The following is a 20,365-nucleotide window of genomic DNA, read 5'->3' as shown; positions in this document are numbered from 1 at the left end:
GATGGACGTGGGCGGCAAGCTGACAGACACGACCGTGCTGGTCGTCGACGACGTGGCGGCCAGCAGGTACGCCATGGGCACCGTGCTGCGCCGCGCCGGACACCAGGTCGTACCGGTCGCCAGCGGCAACGAGGCGCTCGTCGAACTCGACGTACGGCTGCGCAAGGGCATGCTGCCCGACGTGGCCCTCGTCGACGTCGACCTGCCGGACATGAGCGGCTTCGAACTGTGCCGCCGGCTCAAGGAGCGCCCGCACATGGCGGGCCTGCCCGTCGTGCACTTCTCGGCGGCCGCCGTGCCCCCGGGCGACCGCTGCCAGGGGCTGGACGCGGGCGCCGAGACCTATATGACGGTGCCCGCCGAGCCCGAGGAGATCGAGGCGGTGGTCCGTTCCGCGGTGTGCAACGCCCGGCTGCGCGCCGACGACCAGGCGCTGGTACGGCGGCTGACGCTGCTGTCGCAGGCCATCGTCACCATCCAGTCGGCGCGCTCCCTGCAGGAACTCGCCGATGCCGCCGCCGACGGCACCTCGCGGCTGACCGGCGGCCCCGCCGCCGTCTTCGTCCTCGGCCCGGACGACGAGCTCTACCGGGGCCTGTCCCGGGACCGCACCTCCCTCGCCCTGCCGGACGGGGGCGCGCACCGGGCGGTGGGCGCGCTGCTGCGGCGCCTGACCCGCGGGCAGGCCGGCGTGCAGATCACCACGGTGCCGGCGCCGCTGTGGCCCGCCGGGTTCTTCCGGCCCGGCGTGCAGCACGACGCCCGGCTGGCGATGGTCCTCACCCAGGACGGCAAGGCCCCGGTGTGCCTGGCCACGCCCACCCGCGGGATGCGCAGGGTCAACCCCGAGGACGAGGCCCTGGTGGCCCAGCTCGCCCAGGCCACCGCGCTCACCGCCGAACCACTGCTCATGTACCAGGTCGAGCGGCACGTCGCCCTCACCCTGCAGCACAGCTTCCTGCCCCAGCCGCACCGGCTGCCCGAGCTGCCGGGCATCGACGTGGTGGTCCGGTACGTGCCCGCGTCCCAGGACACCGAGATCGGCGGCGACTTCTACGCGGCGCTGCGCACCGGCGAGGGTGTGCTCACCGCGGTCGGCGACGTGGTCGGGCACTCGCTGGAGGCGGCCACCGTCATGGTCGAGATCCGGCACGCGCTGCGCGCCTACTGCGTCGAGGAGAGCGACCCGGCCGCGCTCGCCGAGCGCCTCGACCGGATGCTGCAGCACTACCACGCCGAGGTCACGGCCACCGTCTGTCTCGTCCTGATCGACCCCGCGACCGGGCGCACCCGGATCGCCAACGCCGGTCACATCCCGCCGCTGATCCTGCGCGGCACCGGCGACGCCGAGTACGCCAAGGCCGACGGCCCGCTGCTCGGCCTCGGCCTGCCGCACCCGCCGCCCACCGAGCTGTTCCTCGAGCCCACCGACCGGCTCCTCATGGTCACCGACGGCCTGATCGAGACCCGCGGCACGGACCTGACGGTCTCGATGGAACACCTCCGCTCGGCGGCCGTCGGCGCCCTGCCCGGCCTGGACGCCCTGTGCGACACCCTCCTGGCCTGCTTCGGCCACGACCGCGAGGACGACATCGCGATGCTCGCCCTGCAGCTGAGGAACGAGGGCAACTAGGGTGATCCTGTCGCTGCCGTAGAACAGGAGTGCCCATGCCGCAGATCACCGTCGACCACTCGAAGACGATCAGCTTCGACCGGGAGGCCTTCGCCCACGACCTGCACACCGCGCTCGTCGAGATCGCGGCCGCCAAGCCGGAGGCCTGCAAGACGCAGTTCCGCGCGTCCGAGGTCACCGCGTTCGGCTACGAGGACCCCGGGGACTTCGGTCACGCCGTCGTCCACGTCATGATCGGACTGCTCGCCGGCCGCACCGAGGAGACGAAGGCGAAGCTGACCGAAACCGTCCTCGAGCTGCTGAAGAAGCACGTGGAGGACGACGGCCCCACGGTCCTGCACGCCTCCGCCGAGGTGCGCGACCTCGACCCGTCGTACCGGAAGTTCGAGCGCTAGACAGTCCTACGAGGCGAGTGCGATCAGCCGGGTCACCAGGTCCGCGAAGGGCCCGTCCGGCGGCTCGTGCTTGAGCATGCGGCGCAGCAGCGCACCCATCTCCTCGTCGTAGGCGGCACTCACGGCGGCCAGCGCGGCGAAGTCGTGCACCAGCTGGGACTCCAGTTCGGCGCGCGGGATGCGCCGGCCGTCCAGCCAGATCAGCGCGGTCGACTCGGCGAGCGAGATCCAGGAGCGTACGACCAGTTCCAGTCGCGCGGGCGGATCCTCGATGCCCAGATGCGACAGGATCTGCTCGTACGCGGCCTGCCGTACGGAGTCGATGAGCGCGTTGGTCGCCGAGGAGCCGACCGCCGGGCCGCCGCGCATCAGCGCCGCGAAGCCGGGCCCGTGGTCGTCGACGAAGTCGAAGAAGCGGCGCATCACCCGGCGCAGCCGGTCGCCGAGCGGACCCTCCTGCGGCTCGTCGAAGCGACCCGCGAGATCCTGCGCGGCACGCCTCAACGCGGCCTCGTACAGGCTGAGTTTGCCGGGGAAGTAGTGGTAGACCAGCGGGCGGGAGATGCCCGCGGCGGACGCTATCTCGTCGATGGAGACGTCGTCCGGCGAGCGTTGGCTGAACAGTTCGAGCGCGACGCCGATCAACTGCTGCCGCCGCTCGTCGACTCCCATTCTGCGGCGTACCCCGGTAGTCATGCGAACACCTTACCGATCGGATCCGGCCCCGAACGGGCCGGACCGGCCAAGGGTGTTCACATATCCAGCACAAGTCGCTCACTTCGCGCCCGCGAGACACAGATCAACATCGAATCGGCACGCTCGGCGTCCGTCAGCAGCTCGTCCCGGTGCTCCACCTCGCCCTCCAGGACCCGCTGTTGGCAGGTTCCGCAGAAACCCTGCTCGCAGGAGTAGGCGGTGCCCGGCAGTTCGGCGCGCACGGCGGCCAGCACGGTCGAGTCGGCCGGCACGGTCAACGTCCGTGCGCTGCGCCGGAGTTCGACCTCGAAGGCGGTGCCGTGAGCGGCACGGGGCGTGAATCGTTCGAGGTGCACCTGCGGGAACCGCTCCTGTGCGGCCGCCATGAGCCCTTCCGGCCCGCAGCAGTAGACGGCGGCTTCCTCGGACACGTCCAGCACGTCGAGATCCGGCGCCCCGGTGACCACGGTGACGCGATGTCGGCCGAGCTTCTCGACCTCCTCCAGGAACGGCATCGACTCCCGCGACCGCCCGCAGTACAGCAGCCGCCACTCCACACCGTCCCCAAGCGCCCGCAGCATGGGGAGAATCGGCGTGATTCCGATTCCCCCCGCGATGAAGACGTACGACCGGGCCTCGACGAGCGGGAACCGATTGCGCGGCCCCCGCACCTCCAGTTCCATCCCTTCCTGCACCCGCTCATGCACCTCGCGGGAGCCGCCCCGCCCGTCCTCGACGAGCCGGGTGGCGACCGTGTACGCCGAGCCGTCCGCCGGGTCCCCGCACAGCGAGTACTGCCGCACGACCCCCGACGGAAGCACGAGGTCGAGATGAGCACCGGGCTCCCAGCGCGGCAAGTCCCGTCCTTCCAGGCGCAGTTGTACAACACCCTGGGCGACGGTCTCGTGCGAGGCGACCAGCAGCCGCAGCGCCCGCGACCGGGGCCGGCCGGAGACCGGCGGGTCCAGCGCCGGCATCGGCCACAGCGGCGAGGCCTGCACACGGCGGCGCAGCGCGCGCCGGGTGAGGAATGCGGCCCCGGCGAGGACGGCGACGGTACGCAGCTTCGGCATCAGGCGGCCCTCTTTTCCGCGGCGACGGCGGCGGGGGAGGAGGCGAGGTAGGCGACGGCCTGCTCGGTGCAGCCCTCCTGGGAGGGGTGGTAGTCCCGGCTGAGATAGCGCGGAATGGACCTGAGCATGTCCCCGGTCGCCGGCAGCGTGCCCCGCCTGCCGCGCACATAGAAGTCCTTGAAGCTCGCCCGGCCTTCGGTCAGCGTCGGGTCGTTCTCCATGAAGAAGCGGGCCCCGCGCTGCCACAGGAACACCAGCGCAGCGAACGCCGTGGCCCAGGTGCGCACCCGCCGCCGGTAGCCGCCGTCGACGTGCATGAACAGGTCGAAGGCGACGGACCGGTGCTCGACCTCCTCGGCGCCGTGCCAGCGCAGCAGGTCCAGCATGGTCGGGTCGGCGCCGCGCCGGTCCAACTCCTCGGCGTTCAGCACCCAGTCGCCGAGGAAGGCGGTGTAGTGCTCGATCGCCGCGATGATCGCTACCCGCTCCATCAGCCACCACCTGCGCGCCCGGCCCGGCGGCAGCGTACGGTCGCCCAGCAGCTTCTCGAAGAGCCAGTCGACCTGCGCGGTGTACGGCGTCGGATCGAGGCCGAGCTCCTTCAGGTGCGGCAGGACCTCGTCGTGGGCCTGCGAGTGCATCGCCTCCTGGCCGATGAACCCGATGACGTCCTCGCGCAGCCGCTCGTCCCGGATGTGCGGCAGCACCTGCTTGTAGACGTGCACGAACCACCGCTCACCGGCGGGCAGCAGCAGATGCAGCACATTGATGGTGTGCGTGGTGAACGGGTCCCCGGGCACCCAGTGCAGCGGGGTGTCCTCCCAGGAGAAGGACACCTTCCGGGCCTTGAGCGGCGTGTTAGACATGGCGTCAATGTACTGACGGGTAGGTCCCAGGGAAACCCTTGTGCGGCGACTTGTTGACGCCAGTGTCAGCAAGCGGTGGGGGTCGGCGAACTGCCGATGTCAGTGCAGCCCGCTGATCACTCGGCCGTCGTCCAGCGTGCCCGTCAGCTGGGCCCGCGTCCCCTGCTTGGCCTGCACGGCCAGCAGGCCGCCCTCGGCATCGGCGCTCGCCCCGCCCGTCGCACCGATCGACGCGGTCCCCCTGCTGCCGGCCGCAAGCAGGTACCAGTTGCCCGCCTCCGACTTCCACAGCACCCCGGCCAGCACATGCGGATCCTTCGCCCCGCACGCCGGCACGCTCTCGGCCTTCGCCGCGACCGCCCCGTACGTCCCGCCCGGCGTGCGGAACTCGGCCAGCACCCGCGTCCCGCCGCCCCGCCAGGTCTCGGCCCGCGTGCACACCCAGTCCGCCGAACCGCTCGCGTCGGGCAGCGGCTGGCGGGCGTACGCCCACGCGTTCACCCCGCGCACGCCCGCCGAGCGCATCGAGGCCAGCGAGCAGGCGTACGGCGACCAGGTGTGCAGCGCCTCGGCGCCGGAGGCCTCGCGCGCCGAGCCGGGCCGTCCGGTGGTGAGACGGGCGGGGACGAGCTCGCCGAGGTCGGTCATCAGACGCGTACCGGTGGCGTCCGTCAGCTGCAGCGCGTTCCAGGACGTGCAGGGGCCGGTCTGCGCCGCCGGGCTGGCCAGCGGCGCGGTGACACCGTGGGAGAGGTGCAGGTCCATCGCGCCGGCGCCCGGCTTGAGCAGGTCCCGCTCGGCGGCCCTGGTCACCCAGGGCGCCGTCAGATAGCGGACGTTGCCGTCGGCCCGGCCCAGCACCACCGCGCTCGCCTCGGCCCGGCCCGCGCCGTCGACCCGCGCGAAGTCGAGGGCGGCGCCCTTGGTGCCGTCCGTCGGCTCGGCGTACCGGGCGATGCGCAGACCGTCGTAGAGGAGCACGACGTGCGCGCCGTCGACGGTCCCGGCGTACAGGAGCTGGGGCGGGCCGGCGGGACCGCCGGAGGGGGTGCCGGGGGTCGCGGAGACCTGGACGCGCTCGCCGGGGCGGGCCCAGACGGCGAGGGCGCGGCGCAGCAGCGCGGTGTCGCCGGTGAGGCCGCCGCGGGCGGGCCAGACGGAGAAGTCGGTGCGGGTGGCCGCCTCCCAGGCGGTGGCGGCCACCCGGGTCAGCCTGGCGGGGTCGAGAGCGGCCTCGGCGGCCGGGTTCTGCGCGTACGCGGGAGCGGCCGCGCCGTCCGGGCCCCAGCCGTCACCGGGCAGACCGAGCAGCGCCCCGCACACCGCGAGCGCCGCGGCGGCGGCGAGCGCGGCCCTGGTGTGCTGTCTGCGCCGCATCAGATCGGTGGGCCGCGCCTGCAGCGAGCAGGGGTCGAACTCGGGGGAGTCGAGCAGGGCGTACTTCGCGGGTACGGCGTCGGCCTCGGTGAGCGCCTCGTCCGGGTCCTCGCAGCCCGCGGCGGTCAGCACTTGGCGTACGTCGGAGTCGGGGAGCTTCTCCAGGCCGCGCAGGACGTAGGCGGCGCGGGCGGGGCCCGACAGGGCGGACAGGTGCTGGTCGAGGGCGAGTTCGTCGGCGCCGCCCGAGCGCGGGAAGAGGCGCAGGCCCCACACCTGGGGCAGCAGCGGCGGCAGTTGCGACCGCCTGGGCCACGCCGCCCGCCTCAGCGGCAGGCCCGCCTCCAGCGCCGTGCGCAGCACCTGGAGACGGACGAAGGCATACCCGGGATCGCCGTCCCGGCCCGTCGACTGGGCCGGGATCACAGGAGCCTGGGCGCGGCCCCTGGGCAGGGCGCGCTGGGTGAGGGAGTGTGCGGTCACCACCCGCCGGTTGCGGCCGAGGCCCGGCGGAAGCACCAGGTAGGCGAGCCGGACCAGCCGCGGGTAGTGCTCGACGAGCGCGGCCTCGGCCTGCTCGACGTCGACGACCGGGTCGGCGGGGGAGGGCGCGGGGCTCGGGGCGACATCCTGTGACTGCACGTTCAGCAGAACGAGCGAATCGTTGGTTGGTCACCGCCACCCGGGTGAATTACGCCTCGGGTTCGACCAGCGCCCGCGCGTAGTTCGCCATCGACCGCTGATAGCGCGGCAGATGGGGTGCCAGGGCGCCGAGGACGAGGGAGAGGCCCTCGCGGTCGCGGCCGAGGCTGGACAGGCACAGCGCCAGACAGGCCCGTACCGCGTCGTCCAACTCGTCGGACGGTGCGTCCAGTTCGGGCGTCAGCAGCTTGACGCCCTCCTCGGCCTGCCCGGTGTTCCTGAGTGAACTGGACAGCTGGATCTTGGCCCTGCGGCCCTTGTACTGACTGGCCTCGCTCAGCCCGCGCGCCAGCGCCTCCCGGTACAGCGGAACCGCCTGGTCCGAGTGACCCGTCGAGTCCCAGGCACTGGCCTGCTCGAAGGGGCCGAGCGGACTGCCGTCCGGCAGCTCGGCGACGAGTGCGTCGATCACGGCTCGGAAATCGCCCGCCTCCTCTTCCGGAAACTCGTCGAGAGTGGCCCAGGCGGCGGTCACGCGATCTTCCCAGTCTTGGTTCACGGCCATACCTTCGCACACACGTGCACGGGTCACGGCCGTATTTTTGAGCATGCCGGAGTTCACAGCCGTATCGAAGGGGACGGGCCCTCGGGCCTGGCCGGCAAATCCCCGCCTGCCCTCTGGGCGGACGACGGGAATCTGCAGGCGAGGCAGGCCCGGCCAGAAACAGCGACCCGGAGGAACAGATGAGGTTGACCCGACCGATGCTCGCCGTGGCCGGCGCCGCGGCCGTACTGGCGCTGGCGGGCTGTGGATCCGGAGACAGTGACGCGGCCGCCAAGATCCCCGCCACCGCCACCGGCAGTCTGGAGAGCCTGGCGGCCAAGGTGAAGTGCAAGCCGGACATGCAGATCGACTCCGACGAGGTCCGCCAGGCCATCTGCAAGACCTCCGACGGCAAGTACGTCTTCGCCACCTTCGCCACCGACCGCGGCCAGCGCGAGTGGATCAACGACGCGAAGGACTACGGCGGCTTCTACCTCGTCGGCCGCAAGTGGGTCGCCGTCGGCGAGGACAAGGTCGTCAAGGCGCTGCAGCGCACGCTGGGCGGCGAGGAGGAGATCGGCACCAACCACAGCGAGCACGGTGGTTCTTCCCACGGCTCCTCGCACAGCGGCTGACCTTCGCGGCACTTACCGCGGCACATACGAAAAGCGGGCGGTGGGAGATTCCCACCGCCCGCTTTCCTAGTGGTGTGTCACTGGCACTTCTGACCGCTGTTGACACAGTTGGCGATCTTGTTCGCCAGGTTGTTCTTGAAGACCGCGATGAAGTCGTCGTGGTCCGTGGCCGCCTTGTGGAGCTGCTCCGGGAAGCCGTCCACCGCGTAGGCGTTCTTCACCTGGCCGTTCTGCAGGGTCGGCGGGGTGATCTTGTACACGAGGCGCATCGTCAGCTGCGGGATGGCCTTGAAGCCGTTCCCGCAGGCGCCGCTCGCCGGGTCGGCGAAGGCCACGTGCGTGCGGTGGTTGGCGCTGTCGATGTTCTGACCGTCCCAGCAGGACTGGAAGGCGAACGTGCGCACCACGTTGCTGCCCTGCGGGCAGATCGGGTACTGCGTCGTCAGCTGGACCTTGTTCTCGAAGCCGGTGCAGCTCCAGTGCGCGTTGGCGTTCGCCAGACCGTTGGTGGTGGTCTTGGCGTCACCGGTGATGATGCGCAGGAACTGCGGCATCGCGACGACCTTGCTCTGCGGGTTGCCGACGTACTTGATCTGCGCCTGGACCGGCGTCAGGATCTTGCCGACGTTGCCTTCCTTGCCGCCGCCGTCAGCGTTCTGGTCGAAGTCCTGCGTGCCGTCCTGGATACGGACGACCGGCCAGTAGTACGCCGACAGGTCGCTCTGGTTCTGGCAGGTGGTCTGGTTCGCGATCAGCGTGTTGTTGGTGGCGAACGCGTCGACCTTCGAGTTGCCGACGTAGTCGTGCAGGTGGTGCGCGCCGTTGGTCACGCCGGGCGCCACGATCACGTTGTCGGTGTTGTGGTTCTTGTTCGCGTTCACACCGCACCTGGTGGTGAACGTGCCCTTCGAGGCGTTGCCGGAGGCCTGCGGCTTGGCCTGGACGTTGGCGGCGACCTTCGTGATGTCCACGAAGTCGGCCGCAACGGGGCCGTTGCCGGCCTGACCGCCGACGTTCTGACCGGCGCCGGCGCCGGCGCTCGGGCTGGCAGAGGCCTGGCCGCCGTTGTTCTGGCCGCCCTGCTGCTGACCGCCGTTCTGCTGCTGGCCGCCGTTCTGGTTGTTCTGGCCACCGGCGTTGGTCTGGTTGGCGGCCTGCGTCGTACAGGCGGCGAGCGCGCTCAGCCCGGCCGCGTCGACCTGGCCGCCCACTCGCTGGATGTCGATCCGGATCCGGTCGAGGGTCGCGGACCGCTTCTCCTTGAGGGGGCCGACGATCGCGTTCTGCACGAAGTTGGCGTCCTGCGTCTGCGCCTGGCGCGTGGAGGCGAGCCGGGCGTAGGCCTCGGTGATCTGCTTGTCGAGGTTCGCCAGCTCCGTCGCCACGCCCTGACGGGCCTTCTCGGGCACGTTCGTCAGCTTCTGCTGGACATCCGGGCAGGCGATCGTGGCCACCTGACCGGTGGCGGCCTTGGTCTGGTTCTGCCCCGAGTTGTTCGACTCGTGCGCCGAGGCGTAGAAGTTCGCCCAGATCAGCCCGCCCCCACCGAGCGCTAGGGCCGCCGATGCGGCTATGGCCTTGGTGGCCAGCGGCGTACGGCGTTTTCGTGTGTTGCGTCCCATGGAACTCCTCTGACTTCCTTGCGGGCTTGGCGGGGCATCGAGGCGCCCGACAGGAGTGAAGCGGCTCCATCTCATACGGACGCGGTCCCAGGGGTGTTCAGCAGCCCCACAAACAAATCAGAGGATTACTCGGCCGACAGGCCTCAACAGCCGCCTGAGCAGCGGAGGTTACGGAAAATCAACAAGCGCTTACCGTCCCTGGTCCAGATACGCGAGGACGGCCAGAACGCGACGATTGTCGTCGTCCGACACCTCCAGGTCCAGTTTGGCGAAGATGTTGGAGGTGTGCTTGGCGATCGCCCGTTCTGTCACCACCAACTGAGCGGCGATCGCCGCATTGGAGCGCCCCTGCGCCATCAGCTCCATGACCTCCAGCTCACGGGGTGTCAGCCGCCCCAGCGGCCGGTCGTCGGCGGCCCGCCGGGACAGCAGCTGCTGGATCACCTGCGGGTCCATGGCCGTACCGCCCGCCGCCACCCTTCGTACGGCGTCCACGAACTGCTCCGCGTCGAACACCCGGTCCTTCAGCAGATACCCCACCCCGCCGCTGCCGTCGGCGAGCAGCTCGCGCGCGTACAGCTGCTCCACGTGCTGCGAGAGCACCAGCACGGGAAGCCCGGGTCTGTCCCGGCGGGCCTGCAGCGCGCACTGCAGCCCCTCGTCGGTGTGCGTCGGCGGCAGGCGTACGTCGACCACGGCGACGTCCGGCTCCAGCTCGGCCAGCGCCCGGGTGAGCTCGGGGCCGGACTCGACCGCCGCGGCGATCTCGAAGTCGTGGGCCTCCAGCAGCCGGACCAGGCCGTCGCGCAGCAGGAAGAGGTCTTCGGCTAGGACAACGCGCAAGGGATCTCCATGGTGACCATGGTGGGACCGCCCGCGGGGCTGCTGACGGCCAGGACGCCGTCGAATGTACCCAGTCGCCGCTCGACCCCGGCCAGGCCCGAACCGGCCCCGATCACCGCGCCGCCCCTGCCGTTGTCGGTGACGGTGACGCGCAGCATCCCGGCACCCTCTTCCACGTGGTGCAGGTCGATCCAGATGCGGTCGGCGCCGGAGTGCTTGACCGCGTTGGTGAGCACCTCGCTGATCGCGAAGTACGCGGCCGACTCGACCGGCGCGTCCGCCCGGCCCGCCAGCTCCACGTTCACCTCGGTGGGCAGCGGCATCCGCAGCGACAAGGCCCTTACCGCGTCGCCGAGTCCGCGTTCGGCCAGCACCGGCGGGTGGATGCCGCGCACCAGGTCGCGCAGCTCGGCGAGCGCGTCCACCGAGGACTGCCGGGTCTGCGCGAGCAACTGCTTGGCCTTCGCGGGGTCCTTGTCGAGGAGCATCTCGATGGTGCCCAGGTCCATGCCCATGGCCACCAGCCGCGCCTGCGCCCCGTCGTGCAGATCCCGCTCGATACGGCGCAGTTCGGCGGCGGAGGTGTCGACGGCGTCCCGCCGGGTCTCGGTCAACACCCGCACCCGCTCGGCCAGTTCGCCCTGGCTGGCGCCGAGCACGGCCTTGGTGAGCCGGAAGTGGGCGGCCAGCAGACGCGGCGCGAGGGGAAAGGCCAGAGCGAGGAGCGCGGCGGCCAGGACACCGGCGCCGAGCGCGGAGGCCTGGTCGGTGACGTGCACGAAGCCGTACCAGTACCCGCCGAACTCCGACAGCGGCCGCCACAGCCCGGCCGCGACCGCGAACCCCTCCAGCGGGTAGAAGAGCAGCACCGCCGGCAGCAGCGCGGTGATGTACCCCGCCGTCATGTCCACCTGCAGCCACCGCAGATCCCGCCAGGTCGCCGGGTCGCGCAGCATCGCGTACGTCCGCGTCCAGGGCTTGGCGTCCCCCGCTATCGGCCGGTACGCCGACGGGATCCGCACCCCGGCCCACTCGGCCGCGAGCACCCGCCGCCAGTCGGCGAACGCCCGCACCCCCGTCAACACCCACGGCGTCGTCACCAGCCCGACGCCGATCGGGACGAGCGCGATGGACACGAGGGACAACGTGAAGCCGAGCAGTGCTCCGGGAAGACTCACCAGGGCCAGCACGAACCCCCGCCCCGCCGCCAGCGCGACGGCCCGGGCCCTCGTGGAAAGAGAGCCGTTCTTCGTGTTGGTGTTCATGGCAGCAGTCTGGCCGAGCGGGCACGGGGGGTCACGGGGCTGAGCCCCCGTGCCAGAGGGTGGTGCCAGATACACCCCGGGGGCTGCAGCGCCCTTTCAGGGACGCGGAGAACTGCGCGACCAGCCCCCACCGGCCCGCAGCCAGATCACAACCCCAACACCTTCGCCTCCACCACCGGATCCAGTCCCTTGACCGTCCGGTCCGGCCGCTGCGGTGCCGTCCCGCCGATGCCCTGCAGCCATGCCCAGGTGTCGGAAACCGTCTCCTCCACAGGACGACAGACAAGCCCCGTCGCCACCGCCCGCGAGACGTCCGAGGCGTGCAGCGCGTCGTGCATGTCGCTGCCCGGCGGCACCCACACCGGCAACTGCGTCCACGGCTGGATCCCCGCGTCGAGGATCACCTCCGGCTCCGTCCAGCGCAGTTCGGCCGTCGCACCCGTGGCCCGCACACACGCCTCGAGCAACTCGCCCATCGTGGCGTGCCCTTGGGGGCCGGTCATGTTGAACGGCCCGCTCAGCTCCCGCTCCGCCGCGCCGAGAATCCACTCGGCCATGTCCCGCACGTCGATGTACTGCAGCGGAAGATCCCGCGGCCCCGGCGCCAGCACGGGCCCGCCGCGCGCGATCCGGCCCAGCCACCACGGCAGCCGTCCGACGTTCTCGTACGGGCCGAGGATCAGCCCGGCCCGTACGAGAAGGGAGCGGTCCGCGCCGAAGGCGTCGACCGCGGCGATCTCGGCGCCCCGCTTGTCGCGCGCGTAGTCGGTGTTGTCGGCGTCGGGTTCGGCGCCCTCGACCAGCTGCGCGTCCTCGGTGTGCCCGGCGGGCGGCGCCCACGCGTACACCGAGCGGCTCGACACATAGATGTACCGCCCGGCGCGGCCCCGCAGCAGCCGCGCCGACGCGTGCACCGCCCGGGGCGCCGACGACCAGGTGTCGACGACGACGTCCCAGGTGCCCTCCGCGAGGGCGGCGAGCCCGTCGGGCGCGGTGCGGTCACCCTGCAACGCCCGCACACCGGAGGGAAGTTCGTGCCGTCCTCGGTTGAAGACGGTCACGTCCCAGCCGCGCCCGAGGGCCGCCTCGACGACGGCCCGTCCCGCGAACTCCGTACCACCCAGCACCAGAAGTCTCATGCCGGTGACTCTGCCCGGTCGGCCCGCGGGACGGAACGGCAATCTGCCGTCAGCAGAGGATCGGCCGTGGGGGAGGGCTCAACGGCCGGTCGGCGGCGCGTACTTGTACCCGACCCGCCGTACCGTCTGGATGGTGTTGCGGTGCTCGGTGCCCAGCTTGCGGCGCAGCCGGGCGATGTGGACGTCGACGGTGCGGCCGTCGCCCACATGGCCGTAGCCCCACACCGTGGTGACCAGCTGGTCGCGGGTGTGCACCCGGTGCGGGTGCGCCACGAGGTGGGCGAGCAGCTCGAACTCCAGGTAGGTGAGGTCGAGTTCACGGCCGTCCACCTCGGCGGTGCGCTGCACGGAGTCGATGCGGACGAGCGGGTCGGCACCGTCGGCCAGGGTGTCGGCGCCGGTGTCGATGCGGTCGGGCACCGCCACCGGCAGGAACGGCGGCTGCTGGTCGGCCGGCACGAGCACCAGGTAGCCGATCATCGGCGGCTGGCCCGGCAGGGTGGGCAGGGTGTGCTGCGGAGCCGGCAGCCAGGTCGCACCCGGCGGCAGGAAGTCCGCGACGTCGACGACCTCGTCCCGGTCGACGGCGCGCAGTCGGTGCCGTGCGCCGGCGTTCTGGGACGGGGCGGTGGTGAGGGTGGCGGTGGAGAAAGAACGAGTGGTCGCCATGAGAGGTCAGCTCTTTCGCGCGAGAAGTTCGTCTGGGAGGACGACGGCCGCGATTCGTGGTCGGGCTCGTCGAGGGACGTACGTCGTTTCGCGCTGGCCGAAGGCCGGGGTGTACGGCGTTAGAGGGCCGGCGCGTTCATCGCGCGGCAACACACCCGGTCGAAGTCGTGGTGCTGACGGGAAGGCCAGAACGGCTCGAGGTCGTGGCGACCCGTCGCGGTGTGGTTCTGGAAGCTGGCCATGCGCCCATTGAAGCAGACACCTGCCCGCAACAGGACCCTCCTCTCACTGCTTGGACGCAACTTTGATGCGAACCCGGCGTTGCGTACATCACCCCACCAGGCGTTTGCGCCAGCTCAGGGGCGTGACCTCGATCGCCTTGTCCGGATTGCCGTCCCACATCGCGGACAGCCCCGCGGAGGCGAGCGCGGCGACGACGGAGTGTCCGACGGCGGTGGTGGTATCGGCCGACTCGTCGAACCCGCCGTAGTAGAGGGTCAGTCCGTGGCCTTCTGCCGCGCTGCGGGTGCCCTGGTGGTGGAAGAAGACGAACCGTTCCTAGAGGCTGAGCGGGAGTGAGTCCTGCTCCCAGGACCCATGCTCAGCCGAACGCCCCGAGCGGTGTTGGGCGTTCTGGTCCACCGCGTTCGCTCCGCAGCCGGGCGGCACGGATCGTGTCCGTGGTCCGGGGAGGCGGGGGCGGTTTCCCTCACGCCCCGGGGCCACCGGTACGGCCTGGACGGTCCGATGCCCGTACCCATCGCTCCGGTGGGTACGGGGCGGTGCCGTCCGTCGCCGGATCGGGTGCCCCAGGGCGCGCCTGCCGATCGCCACGGCGGCAGCGTCGTGGCGAGAGGTCTTGCGGTTGTTACCAGTGAGGGGTTTCTGCCAGTGCTGGGCGCCCCACTTGCTGGTGTAGGCGGGGTCGACGGCGACGACGGGGATGCCGAGCTCGGCCGCCATGGACACCAGCCGGGCGCGCAGCCTGGACGTGGGCAGGCCGGAGATGAGTTTGCGGAAGCGCTTCTTGCGGCCGTGCTTCTCGCGGGTTTTCTCCGCTTGGAAGTCGAGGTCTTCGACCGCGACCGCGAGGTGGTGGCGTTTCGCCCAGTGCAGCAGGCGGATCAGCGCGTGCCTGACCTGGGCGTCGCGGTGGGCGGCGGTGCCGGACAGGTCATAGCCGAACCGCAGCGGCTGGCCGACGGGGTTGCCGTGGGTGTCCAGGCGCCAGGCGGCCAAGTGGTCGGCGTTGGTGTCCACGCCGACCAGGCCGCCCGCGCGGACCGCCTCCAGCGGCACGCTCTGCACCGGCGCCATCGTCCACGACGCGGTCAGATACCAGCGGCCCCGCACGGGGTCTTCATGGATGCGGTAGGCGACGGCCCGGTTGGCGCTGACGCGGTCGCGCCACTGCTCGCCCCGGTGCGGGAAGCTCACCCGGGCGGTGAGCACGTAGCGGCCGTGCGGCGCGTTGGCCAGGCGCACCATCGGCGCCGGCAGCCTGAGGGAGACCTCGCCGTCGGGAGTGACGCGGATGGTCTCGTTGCCGAACCGCTTGCCCGCCTCGCCGTCCGCCTGCAGGAACCGCCGCCCGGCCTCCCACCGGGCACGCCATTGCTCCTGGACCAGCCCGGCGGTCTGCAGATGGTGTCGGGTGTTCAGCAGCTGTTTCCCGCCGCGGACCACGTGCACGATGCCGGCCTCCCGGTGTGCCCGGGCTTCCTGGAGCCGGTCTTCGAGCACGTGCAGGCGGCGGGACTTGGTGAACCACTCCTGCCGGCTGTGGTAGCCGCCCGGCGCCTGCTTGGTGCCCTTCTCGCCCACGGGCCGGGACAGTCGGTGCGTGATCGTCGCGATCCCGGCCTGCAGGCTGTGGATGTGGGCGAGCTGGCCGCGCCGGGCCAGCGCCCACTGATCGTGGGTGGCCTTCGTGATCGACCCGGCCCAGCGTGAGGAGGACTGCTCAGTGAGGGTGCGCTTGCGCTCGGCCCACCGTTCGCTGTCGTGCTCCAGTCCGGCCGCGCACCGCGCCCTCAGGTCACGGGAGGCGAGCGTGCTGAGGAGATCACCAACCAGCCGCAGCACCTTCTCGTCCTCGCCCGTCAGACCCTTCAGCCGGTCGCGGATCGCCACCCCGGACGGGCCGGGCACCACGAACGACGCCGCCAACTCCTGCAGTCCACCCACCCCGTCCCCCGACCTCGAAGCGCTTTCCCACACGCCCAACGACCAACGCCCGCCAAGGTCACGCATTCGACGGAAGAACACCAGTCTCCATACGGGGCTCGCAAGTTCCGTGGTCGAGACACTCACTCAGGCATGCCAGAGCACACTCGTACACAGTCAGCGGGCAACAGTTCCCAACCCTCGCGCGCCCCACTGACAACGCCCCTGGCACCACGCGAAAGGGGCGCCCACCGCGAACGGTGAACGCCCCTTCCGGGAAGCCGAGTCGGATCAGACCTGGCCGGCCTTCTCCAGCGCGGAGCAGCAGGTGTCGACGATCAGGCGCGTCACCAGGTACGGGTCCACGTTGGCGTTCGGACGGCGGTCCTCGATGTAGCCCTTGCCGTCCACCTCGACCTGCCACGGGATACGGACCGAGGCGCCACGGTTGGAGACACCGTAGGAGTACTCGTTCCACGGGGCGGTCTCGTGCAGACCGGTCAGACGGTCGTCGATGCCGGCGCCGTAGTTCTTGACGTGGTCGAGCGGCTTGGAGCCCTCACCGAGCGACTCGCACGCGGTGATGATCGCGTCGTAGCCCTCGCGCATCGCCTTGGTGGAGAAGTTGGTGTGCGCACCGGCGCCGTTCCAGTCGCCCTTGACCGGCTTCGGGTCCAGGGTGGCGGAGATGCCGAAGTCCTCGGCGGTGCGGTAGAGCAGCCAGCGGGCCACCCACAGCTGGTCCGCGACCTCGAGCGGGGCCAGCGGGCCGACCTGGAACTCCCACTGGCCGGGCATGACCTCGGCGTTGATGCCGGAGATGCCCAGACCCGCCTTGAGGCAGTTGTCCAGGTGCGCCTCGACGACGTCACGGCCGAAGATCTCGTCCGCGCCGACGCCGCAGTAGTAGCCGCCCTGCGGGGCCGGGAAGCCGCCCTTGGGGAAGCCCAGCGGGTAGCCGTCCTTGAAGAACGTGTACTCCTGCTCGATGCCGAAGATCGGCTCCTGCGCGGCGAACTTCTCGGCGACCTCGGTCAGTGCGGCACGGGTGTTGGACTCGTGCGGCGTGTAGTCGATGTTCAGGACCTCGGTCATGACGAGGATGTCGTTGCCGCCGCGGATCGGGTCCGGGAAGACCGCAACCGGCTTGAGGACACGGTCGGAGGAGTGGCCCTCGGCCTGGTTCGTGGAGGAGCCGTCGAAGCCCCAGATCGGCAGCGCGTCCAGACCGGCGGGCTCGCCCGCGATGATCTTCGTCTTGGAACGGAGCTTGGCCGTCGGCTGGGTGCCGTCGATCCAGATGTACTCAGCCTTGAAGGTCACGAGCCACTTCCTTCGGGGGTGTGTCTGATCGCACTTGCGGGTGCTGCGGCGCTGCGGCACTGGGGCGCCGCTCTTGTTGCTCGCGAGCCTGTCAACAGGCGATTTCCCGTCGATTGCTCAAATGTGAACCCCGTGTTACCTGGCGTTGGTGTGGCGCGATTCACGCTGTGAGGGCGGGCAGGGGACAGCAAGTCGACAGGGAGACACCCGCGGATGGCCGTTCGCAGGCGCAGACGGGACGGGCGTACGACGGCTCGTATGCGATGGGAATGAGCGAGCCGTGCTCCGGCGCTGGCCGCTCACCCCTCCTCGGCGGCCGCCTCCCGCACTCCCTCCAGGAACCCCTTGATCGCGGCCAGTTCGCGCTCGTCGTACCCCCGCAGCAGCTCCACGGAGCGCCCGATCAACGGCCCGAAAAAGGCCCACCCGAGCTCGACCGCCTTCTCGTCCACCTCGATCACGACCCGCCGCCGGTCCGCCTCCCCGCGCACCCGCCGCACATGCCCGGCCCGCTCCAGCCGGTCCACCAGCGCCGTGGTCCCGGCCGAGTTCAGCCCGAGCACCGCCCCGAGCCGCCCGGCCGTCATCTCCTCGCCCGCGCGCGAGGCGTCCATGAGGGCGATCAGAGCGCGTACGTCGGTGGGGTGCATGCCGTTGCGGTTCGCGAACCGGGCGCTGTGCAGGCCGAGTTCGACGGTCACCGCACGGAGCAGGTGCACGACCTCCATCTCGGGCCCCTGGGGGCTGCGCACATCGGCCTCCGCCTATTATCTCGCTCAACAAGTATCTCGCTCAGCGAGATAATAGAGGAGGTTCCGGTGAGTGCGCGTAGCTCCTACGACATGGACGGCTTCCTGGCCGCGTACGACAAGGTCATGGCCAGGTGGCCCGCCGAGCGCGAGGCCGTGACCGTGCCGACGCCCTTCGGCGCGACGCACGTCAACGCCTGCGGTCCGCTCCACGGCCCCCCGGTCGTCCTCCTGCCCGGCGGCGGAGGAGCCACCTCCGCGTCCTGGTACGCCCAAGCGGCCGAACTCGCCCGAACCCACCGCGTCTTCGCCGTCGACCTGATCGGCGCCCCGGGCCGCAGTACCGAGGCCGGCGACCGTCACCCCCGTACGGTCGCCGACCTGGTGGTCTGGCTGGACGCGGTCCTCGACGACCTCGGCCTTGCGGAGACGGACCTGGGCGGGCACTCGTACGGCGCCTGGATCGCCCTGCACCACGCGCTGCGGGCACGCGCGCGCGTACGCCGTCTTTTCCTGCTGGACCCCACCCAGTGCTTCGCCGGCTACCGGCCGGCGTATCTCCTGCACGCCCTGCCGATGCTGCTGCGGCCCGCGCCGCACCGCGTCCGTGCCTTCCTGGAGTGGGAGAGCGGGGGAGCCCCCCTCGACCCCGACTGGCTCCGCCTGCAGGAGGCGGCCGCCGGCTTCCCCTCCGTGTCGAAGCCGGTGACCGGTCCGCGCCCGGCGCCGGACGCACTGCGCGGGCTGAACATGCCGGTCCTGCTGCTCCTGGCCGGGAACAGCAGGACACATGACACGTACGAGGTGGCGGCACGAGCGGGTGCGCTGCTGCCGCGCACGGAGGTGGACGTGGTCCCCGACGTCTCACACCACGCGCTGCCGCAGGCCGCACCCCCCGAACTGGCCCGCCGCCTCACGGAGTTCCTGAGTCCTTGAGTCTCACCCCACCTTCTCGATCAGCGCACGGCGGATGAGGAACTTGCCGGGCTCCCGGACCTGTTCGAAGGCCGCGTTGTTGAGCAGGGCGCAGCTGCCGGAGACCGAAGTCACCTTCACCGTCGTGGACTTGTTGTTGTCCAGGTTGGTGACCTTCAGCGTCGTCCCCACCGGGAACTGGTTGCTGGAGGCGGCAGGTGCGCCGCCCTCGCCGGAGAGTGTGACGGTGGAGCCGTTGCACACCTGCTGCCCCGAGGCGGCAGCGCCACCGGCGTTCCCGTTCGCGTTTCCCGCCGCGCCTCCGGCCGAGGCCGTCTGCGAGGGCTGCGCGGACTGCTGCGCACCGCCCGCCTGCTGTCCGGCCCCGTTCTGCGCCGGCTGCGTCGCCTGGGAGTCCTGAGCCGACTCCCCAACGGCGCAACCGGACGCCTTCTGCTGGACCTTGATCTGGGCGATGACGGCCTCGCGGTTGGCGATCCGGGCCGCGGACTGGGCGTCCGGATTCGCCTTCTGCCCGTCGATGAACTTCTGGTTGTTGCCGAGGGCGGTGGCGAGCCCCTGGCACACGTTCGAGTCCGCGGCGGACAGGGTCTTGGGCCCCGGACTCTGCGCGGCGTTCGAGGTGCTCGCCATGACGAAGGCCCCGCCTCCCGCCACCGCCGCCGCGCTCACCAGCAGCGCGATCTTCTTCTTCGTACCGAGACTTCTCCTACGCGACATGCGCGCCTCCTGAGAGGTAGGGGAGCGTACGCCGCTATGTACGAGATACCGAACGAGGTTACTCAGCGGTTGCAGAAGTCGCTGAAGTAACGTACGTCACACGGGTGTTAACGGGAGAGGGCATCCCGCACGGCCTCCTCCGACCGTCCGACCACCGCCGTGCCGTCGTCCGCCGTGATGATCGGGCGCTGGATCAGCTTGGGGTGTTCGGACAGCGCCTTGATCCACCGGTCGCGCGAACTCTCGTCCCGTGCCCACTCCTTGAGGCCGAGCTCCTTCGCCGCCGCCTCCTGGGTGCGCGTGATGTCCCACGGCTCGAGACCGAGACGGTCGAGTACGGCCCTGATCTCGTCCTCGGTCGGCACGTCCTCCAGGTAGCGGCGGACGGTGTAGTCGGCGCCCTCGGCGTCGAGCAGGCTGATGGCGCTGCGGCACTTCGAGCAGGCGGGGTTGATCCAGATCTCCATGGGGCCCACGGTACCCCTGGGAGTCCCCGAAGGGCCTTGTGGCCAGGGGCGATTGTCAGTGCCGGGCAGTACACTAGAAGAAGTGTTCGAGGGTGTTGGGGGGTTGCCGAAGCCCCCGTTCCAACGCCCTCACCGCGACAGGAGGATGCCTGTGCCCGCTGCCGCACTGAAGCCGAAGCCGACCCAGTCCACCGCCAAGCACCCCGTCCTGCTCGACCTGCCGTACGACCCCGTGGAGAAGCGTCCGCTGCCGCCGGGCCGGCCGCGCGAGTGGTATGTCAGCCACAACCGCCGCCTCAAGGCGATGCGGCTCGCCATCGCGCTGCTCGACTCGGGGGTGTACATGCCGAACCAGGCCCGCAACGAGACGATACGGACCACGGCCGAAGTGATCGGCGTACACCCGCCGTCGGACACGACGTGCCACATGGTGCGGGCGCTGATGCGGTACACGCGGTGAGCGTGGCGCCGGGTACCCCCTGCGTGTGGGGTACCCGGCGCGCTCCAACTGCTAGGGCTCTTCTGATGGATCTCCGCGGCGTCGCGACGCCCGGCACGCCCTCTCGCCGCACCGGTCAAAAGCCCTAGTAGCTCCGCTACGAGGG

General features: G+C 70.9%; 21 protein-coding genes and 1 pseudogene. 5 read left to right on the top strand and 17 right to left on the bottom strand.

Annotated elements, in window-relative coordinates:
- Position 1 precedes the first annotated feature (1 nt).
- Positions 2 to 1,633, top strand: a complete 1,632-nt coding sequence (locus ABZ880_RS45050; RefSeq protein WP_361276377.1) for a fused response regulator/phosphatase — start codon at positions 2 to 4, stop codon at positions 1,631 to 1,633.
- A gap of 35 nt (positions 1,634 to 1,668) precedes the next feature.
- Positions 1,669 to 2,028 carry an isomerase gene (locus tag ABZ880_RS45045; protein WP_361276375.1) on the top strand — a complete coding sequence of 120 codons (360 nt, stop codon included), beginning with the start codon at positions 1,669 to 1,671 and terminating at the stop codon, positions 2,026 to 2,028.
- 6 nt (positions 2,029 to 2,034) lie between these two features.
- Here the strand turns inward: ABZ880_RS45045 and ABZ880_RS45040 are convergent, their stop codons facing one another.
- The 5 genes from ABZ880_RS45040 to ABZ880_RS45020 all read right to left on the bottom strand — a co-directional run bounded on the left by ABZ880_RS45040 (position 2,035) and on the right by ABZ880_RS45020 (position 7,247).
- A complete protein-coding gene (locus ABZ880_RS45040) occupies positions 2,035 to 2,724 on the bottom strand; it encodes a TetR/AcrR family transcriptional regulator (protein ID WP_361276372.1) in 690 nt (229 codons plus the stop codon).
- 56 nt (positions 2,725 to 2,780) lie between these two features.
- Complete coding sequence (locus ABZ880_RS45035; RefSeq protein WP_361276369.1) at positions 2,781 to 3,797, bottom strand: PDR/VanB family oxidoreductase; 1,017 nt, start codon at positions 3,795 to 3,797, stop codon at positions 2,781 to 2,783.
- Positions 3,797 to 4,663 (bottom strand): metal-dependent hydrolase, encoded by an 867-nt coding sequence (locus ABZ880_RS45030; protein ID WP_361276366.1) that lies wholly within the window; start codon positions 4,661 to 4,663, stop codon positions 3,797 to 3,799. The genes ABZ880_RS45035 and ABZ880_RS45030 overlap by 1 nt, the downstream gene beginning before the upstream one ends.
- A 99-nt stretch (positions 4,664 to 4,762) precedes the next feature.
- Positions 4,763 to 6,682: a hypothetical protein gene (locus ABZ880_RS45025; RefSeq protein ID WP_361276363.1), complete on the bottom strand. Its 1,920-nt coding sequence runs from the start codon at positions 6,680 to 6,682 to the stop codon at positions 4,763 to 4,765.
- Between the two features lie 49 nt (positions 6,683 to 6,731).
- Entirely contained in the window at positions 6,732 to 7,247 is a 516-nt protein-coding gene (locus ABZ880_RS45020; RefSeq protein ID WP_361276360.1) for a tetratricopeptide repeat protein, read from the bottom strand.
- Between the two features lie 179 nt (positions 7,248 to 7,426).
- Here ABZ880_RS45020 and ABZ880_RS45015 point away from each other — a divergent pair, with 179 nt between their 5' ends.
- A complete protein-coding gene (locus tag ABZ880_RS45015) occupies positions 7,427 to 7,861 on the top strand; it encodes a hypothetical protein (protein ID WP_361276357.1) in 435 nt (144 codons plus the stop codon).
- Between the two features lie 77 nt (positions 7,862 to 7,938).
- On the opposite strand, the gene ABZ880_RS45010 is transcribed toward ABZ880_RS45015, so the two are convergent.
- The 10 genes and pseudogenes from ABZ880_RS45010 to ABZ880_RS44965 form a co-directional block, all read right to left on the bottom strand.
- A complete protein-coding gene (locus ABZ880_RS45010) occupies positions 7,939 to 9,483 on the bottom strand; it encodes a DUF1996 domain-containing protein (protein ID WP_361276354.1) in 1,545 nt (514 codons plus the stop codon).
- 189 nt (positions 9,484 to 9,672) lie between these two features.
- On the bottom strand, positions 9,673 to 10,326 hold the full coding sequence (locus ABZ880_RS45005; protein ID WP_361276351.1) for a response regulator transcription factor: 654 nt from the start codon (positions 10,324 to 10,326) through the stop codon (positions 9,673 to 9,675).
- Entirely contained in the window at positions 10,311 to 11,591 is a 1,281-nt protein-coding gene (locus ABZ880_RS45000) for a sensor domain-containing protein (protein ID WP_361276348.1), read from the bottom strand. The genes ABZ880_RS45005 and ABZ880_RS45000 overlap by 16 nt, the downstream gene beginning before the upstream one ends.
- A 146-nt stretch (positions 11,592 to 11,737) precedes the next feature.
- A complete protein-coding gene (locus ABZ880_RS44995; protein WP_361276345.1) occupies positions 11,738 to 12,730 on the bottom strand; it encodes an SDR family oxidoreductase in 993 nt (330 codons plus the stop codon).
- Positions 12,731 to 12,808: 78 nt separating this feature from the next.
- Positions 12,809 to 13,399 (bottom strand): winged helix-turn-helix domain-containing protein, encoded by a 591-nt coding sequence (locus ABZ880_RS44990; RefSeq protein WP_361276342.1) that lies wholly within the window; start codon positions 13,397 to 13,399, stop codon positions 12,809 to 12,811.
- A 119-nt stretch (positions 13,400 to 13,518) separates the two neighbouring features.
- Positions 13,519 to 13,641: a hypothetical protein gene (locus ABZ880_RS44985; protein WP_099928360.1), complete on the bottom strand. Its 123-nt coding sequence runs from the start codon at positions 13,639 to 13,641 to the stop codon at positions 13,519 to 13,521.
- Positions 13,642 to 13,729: 88 nt separating this feature from the next.
- Positions 13,730 to 13,951 (bottom strand): annotated as a pseudogene (locus ABZ880_RS44980) (hypothetical protein); the annotation flags it as partial.
- A 6-nt stretch (positions 13,952 to 13,957) separates the two neighbouring features.
- Positions 13,958 to 15,586, bottom strand: a complete 1,629-nt coding sequence (locus ABZ880_RS44975; protein WP_361276338.1) for an IS200/IS605 family accessory protein TnpB-related protein — start codon at positions 15,584 to 15,586, stop codon at positions 13,958 to 13,960.
- 270 nt (positions 15,587 to 15,856) lie between these two features.
- Positions 15,857 to 16,888 carry a glutamine synthetase gene (glnII, locus tag ABZ880_RS44970; RefSeq protein WP_361276336.1) on the bottom strand — a complete coding sequence of 344 codons (1,032 nt, stop codon included), beginning with the start codon at positions 16,886 to 16,888 and terminating at the stop codon, positions 15,857 to 15,859.
- Between the two features lie 299 nt (positions 16,889 to 17,187).
- Positions 17,188 to 17,616 (bottom strand): helix-turn-helix domain-containing protein, encoded by a 429-nt coding sequence (locus tag ABZ880_RS44965; protein ID WP_361276594.1) that lies wholly within the window; start codon positions 17,614 to 17,616, stop codon positions 17,188 to 17,190.
- 90 nt (positions 17,617 to 17,706) lie between these two features.
- On the opposite strand from ABZ880_RS44965, the gene ABZ880_RS44960 reads away from it, so the two are divergent.
- On the top strand, positions 17,707 to 18,573 hold the full coding sequence (locus tag ABZ880_RS44960; RefSeq protein WP_361276333.1) for an alpha/beta hydrolase: 867 nt from the start codon (positions 17,707 to 17,709) through the stop codon (positions 18,571 to 18,573).
- Between the two features lie 3 nt (positions 18,574 to 18,576).
- Here ABZ880_RS44960 and ABZ880_RS44955 read toward each other — a convergent pair whose 3' ends face one another.
- Entirely contained in the window at positions 18,577 to 19,293 is a 717-nt protein-coding gene (locus ABZ880_RS44955) for a hypothetical protein (RefSeq protein ID WP_361276330.1), read from the bottom strand.
- 107 nt (positions 19,294 to 19,400) lie between these two features.
- Complete coding sequence (locus ABZ880_RS44950) at positions 19,401 to 19,760, bottom strand: arsenate reductase family protein (RefSeq protein WP_361276328.1); 360 nt, start codon at positions 19,758 to 19,760, stop codon at positions 19,401 to 19,403.
- Between the two features lie 151 nt (positions 19,761 to 19,911).
- Here ABZ880_RS44950 and ABZ880_RS44945 point away from each other — a divergent pair, with 151 nt between their 5' ends.
- Positions 19,912 to 20,220 (top strand): hypothetical protein, encoded by a 309-nt coding sequence (locus tag ABZ880_RS44945; RefSeq protein ID WP_361276325.1) that lies wholly within the window; start codon positions 19,912 to 19,914, stop codon positions 20,218 to 20,220.
- Positions 20,221 to 20,365 lie beyond the last annotated feature (145 nt).

This window comes from Streptomyces sp. NPDC047043 (genome assembly GCF_040644055.1).
Classification (GTDB): Bacteria; Actinomycetota; Actinomycetes; order Streptomycetales; family Streptomycetaceae; genus Streptomyces.
Note: the sequence above shows the minus strand (reverse complement) of the source record. Positions and strands in the feature narration are given on the sequence as shown.